The following is a 14,215-nucleotide window of genomic DNA, read 5'->3' on the forward strand; positions in this document are numbered from 1 at the left end:
TCCGAAGTTCCTCAAACAGGAGTTGCAGCATGTCCGATGTCAACCACGCGGTACCATCCCCGGTCCAGTGCGCGCAAGACGCGATCGAATACGGGATCGATGCCTGGCAACGCAGCGTATTGCTGCTGGACGTGCTGCGTGAGCGCGGCAACATCTATCTCGATCATGCGCGGTCCGGCAAGCCTCCTGTTCTGGCGTTCGAGTACGAAGTCGTCATGGACGGCCGAGCGCTGTCCGAGCCGGCAAATTATGCACTGGCGCGCATCGTCCCCCCGGACGGATCGCCCGAGACCGATCCGAAGAAGCGACCGTTCATCGTCATCGATCCCCGCGCCGGTCATGGGCCGGGCATCGGCGGCTTCAAGATGGACAGCGAGATCGGCATCGCATTGACGCAGGGACACCCATGCTATTTCGTCTTCTTCTTTCCCCACCCGGAACCGAGCCAGACGATCGAATCGGTCACGCGCGCGGAGATCGCCTTTCTCGAATGCGTGGCGCAGCGGCACCCCGACGCCGAAGACAAGCCGTTCCTGATCGGCAACTGCCAAGGCGGATGGGCTGCGCTGATCCTTGCCGCCGCCGCGCCCGAGATGGCCGGGCCGCTGCTGCTCGCGGGCTCGCCGGTGTCCTACTGGGCCGGCGTGGCCGGCAAGAACCCGATGCGCTATACGGGCGGCCTGCTCGGCGGGACATGGCTCGCGTCGTTTGCCGGCGACTGCGGGAATGGAACCTTCGACGGCGCCAACCTGGTCAACAACTTCGAGCAGATGAATCCGTCCAATACCTATTGGACGAAGCTCTACAACGTCTACGCGAACATCGACACCGAGCCTGCCCGTTTCCTGGAATTCGAGCGCTGGTGGGGCGGCCATTTCCTGATGAACAAGGAGGAAATGGAATGGATCACGCAGAACCTCTTTGTCGGCAATCGCCTGTCCGCGGGCGAGGTGGTATCGGCTGACGGCAGGACGCGCATCGATTTGCGCAACATCCGTTCGCCGATCGTCGTCTTCGCATCGTGGGGCGACAACATCACGCCTCCGCAGCAGGCGCTTTACTGGATTCCGGATCTGTACGACAGCGTCGACGCGATCCGCTGCAACGAGCAGACGATCGTCTATTGCCTGAACGACAGGATCGGGCATCTGGGGATTTTCGTGTCCGCCGGCGTCGCGAAGAAGGAACATGCCGAACTCATCAGCGCGCTCGACCTGATCGACGTGCTGCCGCCCGGCCTGTACGAGGCGGTGATCGAGGATACGCAGCCCGACCTGCCGGGTCTCGAGTTTGTCGCGGGGCGGTATCTGATTCGTTTCGAGGCCCGGGAGATCAGCGACATTCTCGCGCTCGGCGACGGGCGCGATGGGGAGCGCGCGTTCGAAGTCGTCAAGCGCGTCGCCGAAATCAACCAGGGCGCTTACGACAAGTTCGTTTCGCCGTGGGTGAGGGCTGCATCGAATCCGTGGACCGCGGCGTGGGCACGGCTGATGAACCCGGCACGCGTCGAGCGGTGGGCGATTTCGAACCTGAATCCATGGGCGTTGCCCCTCGAGCTGACGGCGGACGCGGTACGGACCTGGCGGCAGGCGGCGTCGCCCGAGAACCCGCTGGTCAAAGGCGAGAACCAGGTATCGCAGGCGATCGTACGAGGTCTGGAAGGCTATCAGGCATGGCGCGACGGCGCCGTCGAGATACTGTTCAGGACGATCTACGAATCGCCGTGGCTCGCATCGCTGGTCGGCCTGAAGGAAGGGTCCGTACAGCGACGCACGAACGAAACGGAGAGTTGGCTCGAAGAGGAATTCAAGCGGCTCAAGCGGCTTGAGCTTGAAACCTGGTTCGAGAACGGCACGCTGCTCGACGGCGCGATGCGCCTGCTCATCTACTGCGGGCGCGACCTTCGTGTCGTGGATGAGCGCCCGTTCAACGCGATGCGCGAGCTGATGCGCGAATCCGGACTCGACGCGCAGATCCGGCTCTCCGACCTCAAGCAAGTGACCAAGCGTCAGACCTTTCTGGTGCTGCTGGACGAGGAGCGCGCGCTGGCGGGGCTTCCCAGGCTACTGGTGCGCGAGTCCGACCGCCGTCGCGCGCTCGACGCCGCCTATGCGTTGGCAGCCACCGTCGGCGAGATCGCGCCGGCGGAGCGGGCTCGATTCGACCGTGTCGCCGAGGTGCTCGGCTTGGCGCCGCGCGCGCGTCGCGCGACGCAGTCGACGGAATCCGCGTGAGTGCCGGCCATGGAACGCAACAATGAAGAATGGATGATCGCATCGCATACCCTTGATCTACTGGGAGAGCCTGAATGGAGAAGATCCCGAACTTGCCGCTCGAGGGGCGCAAGGCGCTGATCCTCGGCATCGCGAACGAGCATTCGATCGCCTATGGCTGCGCGCGGGCTTTTCGCGAGCTGGGTGCGGAACTGGCGATCACCTACGCGAACGACAAGGCCCGTCCGTATGTCGAGCCGCTCGCGCGTGAGCTCGGAGCGTCGCTCGTGATGCCGCTCGACGTGTCGACGCCGGGTGAAATGGACGCGTTGTTCGACGCGATTCGCCGTACGTGGGGTCGACTCGACACGGCGGTTCATTCGATTGCATTTGCGCCCAAGGCGGATCTCCAGGGCGGTTTGATCAACAGCTCGGCGGAGGGGTTCGCAACGGCCATGGATGTGTCGTGCCACTCGTTCATTCGGATGGCGCGGCTCGCCGTACCGTTGATGGATCAGGGCGGAACGCTGTTCGCGATGAGCTATCTGGGGGCCTCCAGGGTCGTGCCGAACTACGATCTGATGGGGCCGGTCAAGGCGGCGCTCGAGGCGACGTGCCGATATCTCGCGCACGAGCTTGGTCCGCGCGGCATTCGCGTTCATCCGATTTCGCCGGGGCCGCTCAAGACGCGTGCCGCGTCGGGACTCAAGGATTTCGATTTGCTGCTCAACGAAGCGGTTGAGCGGGCGCCGCTTGGAGAACTGGTCGACATCATGGATGTCGGTTTCAGCTGCGCCTATCTCGCCACACCGTATGCACGGCGTATTACTGGAAACACCATGTTCATCGACGGCGGCGTCAGCATCATGGGCTAGGCGCCGCGCGCGGCGATCCTGGACACCGTCGAGCGCGTCGCTTGATTTCCTTGCAAAGAGATTCCCGACATGAGATTGCTGATCGGAAACTTGCCGCCCGGTACCGGGAGCGTGCGCTTCAACCAAGGCAGGAATCGGACATTTCTAATGAGCCCAAATCGGACATTACTAAAAAGCTCTAACATATGAGCTGGTGATAATTGAGATTATGTAAACTTTCAGGGGCTAACGAAAAACTGATATTCATCGAGGTCGGTTGCATCAAATGAAAACCCCGGCTTCGACTGGGGTTTCAGCTTGCGTACACGCCCAGGCACACCAATCGCCAGCATGCGCGGCGGAATGTGCCGCCTCGCAGAAACGAACGCGCATGCTCCGGCAATTGTTATCGCACCAATGACGGCCGTCCGTCACGGCTGCGTTCATACCGACCATCACTTCCCGGCCAGATCATTCGCAAACTGATTCGTATAGCCAAGAGTGCCAACGCCGCCGATGGAGTTGCACGTCGACGATGCGGCGCCGGGCGGACAATCGACGTCACGGTCAAACGACCAGAAGTGGACACCCACGAGCCCGTTCTGTTTCACAAACGCGGCCGTGGTGTCAGCATCCGCAGGTGTGAAGGTTTCACCGGCCACATCGTTGCCACCAATCATCGGAGTCAGCTCCATCTGACTGTACGGTACGCCCCAGTGATCGTGCAGGTTCATGGCCGCCTGAATGGCCGACTGTCCCATCTGGCAGGCACCGTTCGCGACCACGCAGTTCCCCGGCCCCGCCGAACCGTAGTCCATCGTCATCAGGTTGATGGTGTAGTTCTTCAGGCCGTACGTCTGGATAGCCTGCATCACCCAATCACCGTAAATGTTGAAGCTGTCTGGTGCGCTTGCGCCCCATGAACTGGCCGTGACCGCTCCCGGCTGCGAAGGGGCAAGTGTCGCCAGAGTGAAGCTGAAACGCAGATTGGGATAATTCTGCTGGGCCACGGCCACGCGCTGCACCAGATCGTTGATCACCTGTTGCGTCTGCCCTGCCTCGATATCGAAATCGATTCCGACGAGGTTATTTGAGGCATAGCGATTGATGAAAGTCGCCATGCCCGCATCGCTACCGCACGTGAACGAACCCGCTGCGCCGCCGGTGGAAATCACATAATTCACGTTGGCCGCGGTGAACAGCGGCACATTTGCGGCGGCCAGCGCCCCACCATCGACGCCCGCCCAGTTCTCGCTGCCGCATTCGCCGGTTGCAAACGCGAGCGTCAGCGCGCGAACATTGGTCGGAAGCACCGACAGCACCGGGCTCATCTGGCCTGTGACGTTCGACGAGATGACGTTCGTGTTCCAGTTCATCGAAATCGTCGCATCCTTGTACGGGCTATACAGGAATGCCGGAGCCGTGCCGGTACCGGAGCTGGCCGAAGGCGCCGTGGTCGTGGCGGCGCCTGTGTCGAACGGTGCCCACGCTAACAGGAGAGCCGATGCGACGCCCAAGATCGGCCGCCTCGTGATTCCGGATGGTTCTTTCTTCATTTCCCTGCCCTCGTTGAGTTGGGTGATTTATTTCATGTCTGTCATCTGAACTACCGAATCAACGTCGTAATCAGATCCGCCTTCGGACTACCCCAGCCGGTTACCAGGTCGTAGCCCTTCACCGCCGAGTAACTTCCCGACGTGCCGCTCGCAATATCGTGGAAACCTGCCGTATAGGCCGGCGTCAACGCGCCATTGACCTGGTTCTGCGCATAAATCAACGGATTGAAGTAACCGACGGGCGCTTTGTGCGACGCGGCGGCCTGCTGGTTGGCCAACGCAATGAAGCCGGCCCACATGGGTGCGGCAAAACTGGTTCCGCCAAACTCGTTCGCAGTACAGTCGGTCTGGTTGGCGCATACATAGAAGGTGAAGTCGGCGTTGGCGGAGACGTCCGGTCCATTGCGGTAGGTCGTGGAGCCATGGTTACTGGAATTGATCACGCCGCGGATCTTCTGCCACGATGGGATCGCGATCTGGTCGGGGGAGACGCCGCCGCCGCTGTCGCTCCAGGCCGTCTCGGCCTTCCATGCGCCCGCCGCGGAGCCGGTCGTCAGATCGGTCCCGCCGACGGAAATGACGTAGGCGCTGTCCGCGGGCCATGCCTCGTTGCTCGTCGACCAGGTCGAGCTGTCGCCGGACGCGGCAAAGAACGATTGTCCCTGGGCGGCCATTTTCTCGAAGTACGGGTCCAGCGTGGACGGATCGGCCGGCGTCCAGCCCCACGAGCAGCCGATCGTCATCGGCAGCGGGTTGCGGGTCGTCATCGCGCTGAGGATGGCCGTGTCGGTGGAACCCACATACATCGTCAGACTCGCGAGCCCGGGCGCCATGCCGAGGGCCTGGGTCATGTCGAGCGTCTGTTCGCCGTCATCGCACACGCTTGGGTCGCAGGACGTCGCGGTCCCGTCGGTCGAGAGCAGCGTGATCGGGACACGATTGGTCTGGCCGGCGTTGCGGAAATAGGTGTCGAGGTCGGCCAGCTCGGTTCCCGCGTATTCAAGCAGGGCCAGGTGTTGCCCCGCGCCCGTCAGGCCGGCGCCGCCATAGTAGGCCGCTCGCATGTCGCTTCCCAGGAACGAAGCGAACGGACCCGAACCGGTCGTCGCACGGGTGACGATGGAATCCGGGCTGATGCCGTGCGCTTTCGCGTAGTCGCCCTTCTTGACGAACAGCGGATGCGGGATCGAATAGTTGTCGAGCCCCGAGACGTGCCAAAGCGGAACGTCCATCGAGGTCGTCGGTTCACGATCCGGGCCGAAAAAAAGCCGGCCTTCCGTCGGATGCCGGTAGTAATGCAGCCTCAGGTTGAAGGCCGCTTCAATGACCGAAGCGGGTCCGCTCACCTGTACATCCATGCCGTCGCGGCTGCCGCCTGTCAACGTCAGGCCGTGCTTGACGAGATACTGCACGGTCGAATCGTAATCCGCTTGTGTCGGACCAAATCGGGCGCTGAATTCGGCAGGCGTCAGGTAATGACGGAAGTTTGGACTGGCCGGATTGGTGACATCCGCGACGAACGCGTCCAGGCCCTTCCGATCCCGCAACGGGAGAACCACGTCGAGCACCATTCGTTGGTCCGCAGGGAAGTCTCTAACCGGCGCAGCCATTGCGATGCCGGTACCGGCCCGGACGTGGCGAGTCAGCAACTCCGCTGCGTGGCTTGCCGCCGCACCAAGCGTGAAGCACAAGGCGAGCGAAAGTGAACAGGCATGTGGAATGCGGCCGACTTTACTTTTGAAACACTGCCTTTCAGTAAATGTGACTTGAGTCATGGCTGCTCCTTGAATTGACAATGAGCTGCTTGAGTCGCGCCTTAATGGATTGCAGATTGGGAGTTGCGATTGGCATTTTTTGGTGCCAATATCGGAGGCAAATTTTTTATTGTTGATTCTTTCGAAACATCACCGGCCTGGCTGGCAATTTTTGCTTGAGACAAGCATAGAACCTCGCGAATAAACATCAAGCATTATTTAGAAGATTGTGCTCGACCGCACCACGGCCAGCCAAGGCGCAGCATGGAGTCGAATGAAAGGAAAGAAAGATTCGATGTTCAAGGCATCAAACAAGCGCCCCCGCCCCTCGGATTGTTATTTTTCTCGGCGATTGTTTTTAAATATAAAAACTGCCTGCGGGCAGCGAGAAATCGTTAACGAAATTACCGATTTTTTATTCATTAAAAATATTCCGGCCCGCAACCAACCTCCACACCTCGCTATCACCCACCCGGCGCATCATCGGCCTCATCCGCCTCGGCAGGATACCGATGCTGCCCGAACCGCAGAATCAGCACGCCCACGGCAAGCAGCACGATGCCGAGCGTCGTCATCAGCATGTGTTCGGGGCTGTCCGTCACGCCGCGCAGGATCAGGTCACGCGCGAGCGACGTCATCGCGATATAGAGCGGGAAGCGCACCGGCAACCGCCCCAGACGCAGGTACCGCACGGTCATCGCGAGCACTTCCAGATACAGGAACATCAGCAGCAGGTCCGTCAACGAAACCGCGCCGGCCACGACGACCTTCCAGGCTTCCTGTCCCATCGCGAACGACGTCGCGAGACCGATCACCACGAGCCCGGCGAGTTCGGCCGCATGAAGAAAGCGGTCGAAGCGCCGGCGGATGCGGTCTGCCGCGGTGGCCAGCGGCCGAGAGGTATTCAATGTATTCAATGTGTTGAACAGCATAAAAAGTGGATCGACATCCTCGTTCTCCCGATCGGCGACGAAACCATCATTGATTCGTTATCCCGATCAAACTGCGCACTGCGCCCGACTGCCTGCCTTGCTCGACCACCGCGACATAAACGCGCATTGCGGCCGACGGCTTCATCGTGACGCTCATTGCCGGATGAGCCGAAGCCCTAATCTACTTCACGCGGCGCGCCGGCATCAAGAGCACAGCTGCCGCCGGGCTGTGCTCCAATCCGGCGTCAATCAAGCATTCGAATAACAGATCGGCGATTCGTGTTCCAAAGTCGCATCGAAGCTGTTAGATTGCTTTCGCATCGATATCCTGCGATGCGGCGGTCGCGCATGTCGCAATCGAGAACAGACGCCTGTCACACTTCTCCGATACGCTTTCGCAAAGCAGCATTTCAACAACCCGCGTATCGTATCGGCATCAATAACACCGACACACCCGATGCAGACAAACCTTCCCTCCCCTCAGAACGTCCATAGCCCGCCGACCCGCAACGCGATCTTCCTCGTCGCGACCCTCCATCCCGGCGCAGACCACGCGGACACGATCCGTGCGTGGTGCGGCGACATCGCCGCCCTCGTCCGCTCGGTCGGCAAGCGCGTGCCGTCCGGCAACCTGTCGTGCGTGTGCGGCTTCGGCGCCGATGCCTGGGATGCGCTGTTCGGCGCGCCGCGGCCCGCGTCACTGCATCGGTTTCGCGAATTCGGCGCGGGGCAGCGCGTTGCCGTGTCGACGCCCGGCGACATCCTGCTGCACATCCGGGCAGACGCGATGGATCTGTGCTTCGAACTCGCGACCCAACTGGTCGGGCGCCTCGGCGACGCGGTGCAGTTCGTCGACGAAGTGCACGGCTTTCGCAATTTCGACCAGCGCGCGATGATCGGCTTCGTCGACGGCACGGAAAACCCGGACGGGCGCGAAGCGGTCGACTTCACGGTGATCGGCGAAGAAGACCCGGAATTCGCGGGCGGCAGCTACGTAATCGTGCAGAAGTACCTGCACGACATGGCCGGATGGAATGCGCTTCCGGTCGAAACGCAGGAGCGCATCATCGGCCGCACCAAGCTGTCGGACATCGAGCTCGACGCCGCGGTCAAGCCGTCGTCGTCGCACAGTTCGCTGACGACGCTGGTCGAGAACGGCGAGGAGGTGAAGATCCTGCGCGACAACATGCCGTTCGGCCGTCCCGGCGCGGGCGAGTTCGGCACCTACTTCATCGGCTATGCACGCTCGCCCGCCCCGATCGAACAGATGCTCGAGAACATGTTCGTCGGCCGGCCGCCCGGCAATTACGACCGGCTGCTCGATTACAGCCGCGCGGTGACGGGCTCACTCTTCTTCGTGCCGTCGGCAGACCTGCTCGACGCGCTCGCCACGCGCGCCGCACCAGCCGCCGATGCCGGCCAGCCGGCCGCCCCCCCATCGACCGAGCCGGCCTCCGGCGGCTCGCTGAAAATCGGATCGCTCAAAGGAGCCCACCCGCATGAATAACCTGCACCGCGAACTCGCCCCCATCTCCGCAGCCGCCTGGGCGCAAATCGAAGAGGAAGTGGCCCGCACCTTCAAGCGCTCGGTCGCCGGCCGGCGCGTCGTCGACGTCGAGGAGCCGGGCGGCGTCGAGCTGTCGGGCGTCGGCACGGGCCACCTGAGCGACATCGCCGCACCGCGCGAGCACGTCGGCGCGAAGCTGCGCGAGGTCAAGGCGCTGGTCGAGTTCACCGTGCCGTTCGAACTGCGGCGCGATGCGATCGACGCCGTCGAGCGCGGCGCGCGCGACGCCGACTGGCAGCCGGCGAAGGACGCCGCGCAGCGCCTCGCGTTCGTCGAGGACAGCGCGATCTTCGACGGCTATCCGGCCGCGGGCATCGTCGGCATCCGCGAAGCGACGTCGAACCGCAAGATCGCGCTGCCGAGCGACGTCGGCGCATACCCGGGCGCGATCGGCGACGCACTCGAGGCGCTGCGGCTCGCGGGCGTCGACGGCCCCTATTCCGTGCTGCTCGGCGCGGACGCGTACACGGCGCTCGCCGAGGCGCGCGAGCACGGCTATCCGGTCCTCGATCACATCAAGCGGATCGTCAGCGGCGAGATCATCTGGGCGCCCGCGCTCAGCGGCGGCTGCGTGCTGTCGACGCGCGGCGGCGACTTTGCGCTGCATCTCGGTGAAGACGTGTCGATCGGCTACCGCAGCCACAACGACGAAGTCGTGCATCTGTACTTGCGCGAAACGTTCACGTTCCTGATGCTGACGAGCGAAGCATCGGTGGCGGTGGAGCCGCAGCAGGCGGCCGTGTAACCGGATTAACGGATCGCGTCAGCGGCTCGCCATGAACCGCTGACGCCGACGCACCCCTTCAAGTCCCGCGGTGTCAGGCGTTCAGCCACGGCATCGCGGGCGCATCCCGGGCCGTTCGTTTGCCCGAGTATTCCCCTCCTCACGCGGATGCCGGATCGCCTCCGGATTCTCGCCCCGTCTCACCCGAACGCATTCGCACGACGAAACGACGCAAGACGTTTCGCGCCTGTGACGAACGCGTATTCGTCTGTACTCCAATTCAGCACGCCTCCCCTTCGCGCAAGGGTGCAATTCACGCGCCACGACGCCGCCAACTGTGTCTTGGATGGCATCCGTCGATCCGTTATTTTTTGACGCATTCAACGTGATGCGGCGAGCTCCTCGAAGCACTGCGCCGCACCGCATCGGACATTGCCCATCGACCTCTTTCACGGACAGGAGCCACCCCACGATGCCCGCCGTTTGCGATATCTGCGATGCCCGGCCTGCCGTCTCGCGCGCGACCGTGAACGATGCGGCGAACGACTCGAAGGAGACTCGCTGACCCGCCCGTGCTCATTTCGAACGGCGCGCGCCCCCGCACGCGCCGCTGGCGCCGCCCCGCCCTCGCGCGGCGGCGCCGAACCCGGCCGCCACGCGGCCTAACCCGAGCCGCGATCCGGCCTGCCCGGAACGGCTCACGGAGCATTCACATGACAAATCGACGCGAAGTGCCAGGTATCAGGAAGTACGACGGGCCCGCCGGCGGTTGGGGCGCGCTTCGCGCCACGGCCGACGCCGTACGGACGCAGATGGACGCCATCGAGGCGCCGATCATCCTGATGCGGACCAACCAGCCCGACGGCTTCGATTGCCCCGGCTGCGCGTGGCCCGACAAGGAGCACAAGTCCACGTTCCAGTTCTGCGAGAACGGCGCGAAGGCCGTCACGTGGGAAGCAACGAGCAAGCGCGTGACGCCCGAGTTCTTCGCGGCGAACACCGTGTCGTCGCTGTTGCGCATGTCGGACTACGAGCTGGAGAACATGGGCCGGCTCACCCATCCGCTCGTCTACGATCGCGCGACCGATACGTTCCGCGCGGTCGAATGGGACGCCGCGTTCGCGCGCATCGGCGAGGTGCTGCGCGGCCTGCCGCCCGAGCAGGTCGAGTTCTATACGTCCGGCCGCGCATCGAACGAGGCCGCGTATCTGTACCAGCTGTTCGCGCGCGAGCTCGGCACCAACAACTTCCCCGACTGCTCGAACATGTGCCACGAGCCGACCAGCGTCGGCTTGCCGCAATCGATCGGGATCGGCAAGGGCACGGTGTCGCTGGAGGACTTCGACAAGTGCGAGCTGATCATCTCGATCGGCCACAATCCCGGCACCAACCACCCGCGGATGATGGGCACGCTGCACGAGTGCTCGCGGCGCAACGTGCCGATCATCGTGTTCAATCCGCTGCGCGAGCGCGCGCTCGAACGCTTCGCGGACCCGCAGGACATGATCGAGATGGCGTCGTTCGGTTCGACCCGGATCGCGTCGACGTACTTCCAGGTCGATGCGGGCGGCGACGCGGCCGCGCTCAAGGGGATCATGAAGGCGCTGCTCGCGCTGGAGGCCGAACAGGGCAACGTGCTGGACCGCGCGTTCATCGCCGAGCATACCGAAGGGTTCGACGCGTTCGCAGCGGACCTGGAAGCGACGCCGTGGGACGACATCGAGCGGGCCAGCGGCCTCAGCCAGGCGCAGCTCGAACAGGTTGCGATCGCGTATGCGAAATCGAACGCGACGATCGTCACGTACGGGATGGGCGTCACCCAGCACAACAAGGGCACGGCCAACGTGCGCCTGATCGCCGACCTGCTGCTGCTGCGCGGCAACTTCGGCAAGCCCGGCGCGGGCATCTGCCCGCTGCGCGGCCACTCGAACGTGCAGGGCAACCGCACCGTCGGCATCACCGAAAAGCCGTCCGAGGAGTTCCTGAAGAAGCTCGAGGAGGTGTTCGGCTTCACCCCGCCGCAACACCACGGGCACGACGCGGTCCAGGCGATGCAGTCGATGATCGACGGCACGTCGAAGGCGCTGCTGTGTCTCGGCGGCAATTTCGCGGTGGCGCTGCCCGATCCGGAGCAGTCGTTCCCCGCGATGGGCAAGCTCGACCTGAGCGTGCACGTCGGCACCAAGCTCAACCGCTCGCACCTGCTGGTCGCGAAGGAGACCTACGTGTTCCCGTGCCTCGGCCGTACCGAACTGGACGTCCAGGCGAGCGGCCCGCAATCGGTGACGGTCGAGGATTCGATGTCGATGGTGCATGCGTCGGCCGGCAAGTTGAAGCCTGCGTCCGAGCAGCTGCGCTCGGAACCTGCGATCGTCGCGGGGATCGCGCACGCGACGCTGCCCGACAGCAAGGTCCAGTGGCTCGACGCGATCGCCGACTACGACCGCATCCGCGACATGATCGACCGGACGATTCCGGGCTTCGAGGCGTTCAACGAGCGTATCCGCACGCCGGGCGGCTTCCGCATGCCGCTGCCGCCGACCGAGCGCGTGTGGCCGACGCCGACCGGCAAGGCGATGTTCTCCGTGTACAAGGGCGTGAAGGAAGACGCGGACGTGCTCGGAGCGGAGCAGGTGCTGCGGCTGATCACGCTGCGCAGCCACGACCAGTACAACACGACGATCTACGGGCTCGACGACCGCTATCGCGGCGTGTTCGGGCGTCGCGACGTGCTGTTCATGAACCCGGCGGACTTCGCGAAGTACGGGCTCGAGCACGGCGACCTGGTCGACATCGAGACGGTCACGCCGTCGGGCCGGACGCGGCGCCTCGAGAAGATCACCGCGATCGAGTACGACATCGCGCCGGGGTCGGTCGGCGCGTACTATCCGGAGGCGAACGTGCTGGTGCCGCTCGACTATATCGACAAGGAAAGCGGCACGCCGTCGTACAAGTCGGTGCCGGTGCGGGTTGTGCGGTCGGCTACGGTGTGATGATGGGCGGCACGGGCACGAATCGGTGCCCGTGCCGCCAACGTGAAAATGGCGCGTCGGGATGACGCGCCATTTTTGGGGTTCGCGGATTTCTGTGAATGTCGCTGTCCGACCCATCGCCGTCAGACGGTCAACACGGAATCATCGGCTTTTGGAAATCACGTCACTCATGTATTCATTCAGATCGCGAAAATCCTGAACGGTCCAGGAGTGCGGCGCCAGCTTTACGCCGTTCTCCCTCAAAGTTCTCGGAATCAGGTCCCCGTTCGGACGAAGTATTACCGATGAAACAATGACGCCTGGATAATCATGGAGTCGCTTTTTGAACGCAGCAGTTGTGAGGTCAGGCGTGGCAGGGTTGCTTTTCTTGGCCAATGGCCCGGTGCCCTTGATATCTGCGCCATGGCACATCGCGCATCTCTGGATATAGAGATTTTTCCCGTTGATGTTTTGCGAGAAGGATAGTGAAGGTTGAGTCAACACCAACGCTCCTAGCGAAGCGATGAACAATTCTCTTGCTGTCATTTGGCCTTGTCGTATCACGCAGATTGCCGGGCCGGGGAGTATAAACTCGTATTCGCGGAATGACCGCAGCCGATCGCCGACAGTCTGCCCCGCGCTCCCCGAAAATCCGCGAAGGACCATTTTTTTGCCTTTTTCGCGCCGCGCGCTGCGCCGCGGCCAATCTGGCCAATTCAGGTCAACTGGTAAGTCTCCGTCGGCGCGACCTCCTTCGGCAACTCGGCGCCACACAGCTCGAGCACCGACCGCTCGATCGTCCTGGCCATCGCATCGAGCGCCAGCGCGTTGGGCGCCGTGCTGAACGGCTCGGCGACCTCGTTGGCGATCGCCTCCAGCGCGATCAGCGTATAGGAGATGAACACGCAGATCAGCGGCGTGAAGAATTCCGTCGAATCGACGAGGCCGAACGGCAGCAGCACGCAATACGCGTAGACGGTGCGGTGCAGCAGCACGCTGTACGCGAACGGGATCGGCGTCGACGCGATCCGCTCGCAGCCGCCGACCGCGTTGCCGAGATGATTGAGCTGCTCGTCGAACATCCAGGTCGCGACGTCCGGGCCGTCGGCGCGGCCCTGCATCCGCATCAGGCGACCGCGAATCTCGTCGAGCAGCGCGACCGGCTTATAGCATTTGCGGGCGAGCGCGTCGGTGCGCGCGCCCCCGAGGATGCGCGTCAGGTCGTCGGCCGGATCGGTGTGGCGCAGCTGATGCTTCAATGCGTAGACGAATGCGATCAGCAGGTCGATCGTCTGGTTGCGCAACGCGTCGTCGACGTGCTCGGGCAGATAACGCCGCATCTGCGACGTCAGCGTGCGCGACGCGATCAGCACGTCGCCCCACAGGTGCCGTGCTTCCTTGAAGCGCTCGAAGCTCGCGTTGTTGCGGAAGGCGAGGAAGATCGCCAGCGCGAGCCCGAACAGCGTGAACGGCGCCGTGTTGAGCGGAATCTTCTCGCCGAAGATGCGACCGTTCGTAAAGACCGCCAGCGTGCTGACGATCGCCATGAAAACGAGCTGCGGAATGATCGATTGCAATACCGAGCCGTTCCACACGAACAGCATCTGCAACCAGTTTTGTCTCGGTCTGACGATCATGATGAT

11 protein-coding genes are annotated in these 14,215 nt (G+C 63.1%); 6 read left to right on the forward strand and 5 right to left on the reverse strand.

Annotated features, from left to right (window positions below; all coding sequences use genetic code 11):
* Positions 1–29: 29 nt before the first annotated feature.
* Together HWX31_RS15375 and fabI are read left to right on the forward strand one after the other, a co-directional pair.
* Complete coding sequence (locus tag HWX31_RS15375) at positions 30–2,234, forward strand: DUF3141 domain-containing protein (protein WP_174960008.1); 2,205 nt, start codon at positions 30–32, stop codon at positions 2,232–2,234.
* A gap of 74 nt (positions 2,235–2,308) precedes the next feature.
* The gene (gene fabI, locus HWX31_RS15380; RefSeq protein WP_174960010.1) at positions 2,309–3,088 is read left to right on the forward strand and encodes an enoyl-ACP reductase FabI; all 780 of its coding nucleotides are present in this window, start codon (positions 2,309–2,311) and stop codon (positions 3,086–3,088) included.
* A 434-nt stretch (positions 3,089–3,522) separates the two neighbouring features.
* Here fabI and HWX31_RS15385 read toward each other — a convergent pair whose 3' ends face one another.
* On the reverse strand, positions 3,523–4,443 hold the full coding sequence (locus HWX31_RS15385) for a glycoside hydrolase family 18 protein (RefSeq protein ID WP_244143754.1): 921 nt from the start codon (positions 4,441–4,443) through the stop codon (positions 3,523–3,525).
* On the opposite strand from HWX31_RS15385, the gene HWX31_RS34960 reads away from it, so the two are divergent.
* A complete protein-coding gene (locus HWX31_RS34960; RefSeq protein ID WP_244143755.1) occupies positions 4,430–4,672 on the forward strand; it encodes a hypothetical protein in 243 nt (80 codons plus the stop codon). The two genes, HWX31_RS15385 and HWX31_RS34960, sit on opposite strands and share 14 nt — an antisense overlap.
* Position 4,673: 1 nt before the next feature.
* Here the strand turns inward: HWX31_RS34960 and HWX31_RS15390 are convergent, their stop codons facing one another.
* Together HWX31_RS15390 and HWX31_RS15395 are read right to left on the reverse strand one after the other, a co-directional pair.
* Positions 4,674–6,398: a S53 family peptidase gene (locus HWX31_RS15390; protein ID WP_174960014.1), complete on the reverse strand. Its 1,725-nt coding sequence runs from the start codon at positions 6,396–6,398 to the stop codon at positions 4,674–4,676.
* 443 nt (positions 6,399–6,841) lie between these two features.
* On the reverse strand, positions 6,842–7,285 hold the full coding sequence (locus tag HWX31_RS15395) for a phosphate-starvation-inducible protein PsiE (RefSeq protein ID WP_174960016.1): 444 nt from the start codon (positions 7,283–7,285) through the stop codon (positions 6,842–6,844).
* A gap of 481 nt (positions 7,286–7,766) precedes the next feature.
* Between HWX31_RS15395 and HWX31_RS15400 the strand changes: the two genes are divergently transcribed.
* From HWX31_RS15400 to HWX31_RS15410, 3 genes are all read left to right on the forward strand, one after another.
* On the forward strand, positions 7,767–8,816 hold the full coding sequence (locus HWX31_RS15400; RefSeq protein WP_174960018.1) for a Dyp-type peroxidase: 1,050 nt from the start codon (positions 7,767–7,769) through the stop codon (positions 8,814–8,816).
* The gene (locus HWX31_RS15405) at positions 8,809–9,621 is read left to right on the forward strand and encodes a family 1 encapsulin nanocompartment shell protein (protein WP_059614953.1); all 813 of its coding nucleotides are present in this window, start codon (positions 8,809–8,811) and stop codon (positions 9,619–9,621) included. The genes HWX31_RS15400 and HWX31_RS15405 overlap by 8 nt, the downstream gene beginning before the upstream one ends.
* A gap of 692 nt (positions 9,622–10,313) precedes the next feature.
* The gene (locus HWX31_RS15410; protein WP_174960020.1) at positions 10,314–12,593 is read left to right on the forward strand and encodes an FdhF/YdeP family oxidoreductase; all 2,280 of its coding nucleotides are present in this window, start codon (positions 10,314–10,316) and stop codon (positions 12,591–12,593) included.
* A gap of 141 nt (positions 12,594–12,734) precedes the next feature.
* Here HWX31_RS15410 and HWX31_RS15415 read toward each other — a convergent pair whose 3' ends face one another.
* Together HWX31_RS15415 and HWX31_RS15420 are read right to left on the reverse strand one after the other, a co-directional pair.
* Positions 12,735–13,118 carry a c-type cytochrome gene (locus tag HWX31_RS15415; protein ID WP_174960022.1) on the reverse strand — a complete coding sequence of 128 codons (384 nt, stop codon included), beginning with the start codon at positions 13,116–13,118 and terminating at the stop codon, positions 12,735–12,737.
* 170 nt (positions 13,119–13,288) lie between these two features.
* Complete coding sequence (locus HWX31_RS15420) at positions 13,289–14,209, reverse strand: bestrophin family protein (RefSeq protein ID WP_174960024.1); 921 nt, start codon at positions 14,207–14,209, stop codon at positions 13,289–13,291.
* Positions 14,210–14,215 lie beyond the last annotated feature (6 nt).

The sequence above is a fragment of the Burkholderia ubonensis genome (assembly GCF_902833085.1).
Lineage (GTDB): Bacteria > Pseudomonadota > Gammaproteobacteria > Burkholderiales > Burkholderiaceae > Burkholderia > Burkholderia ubonensis.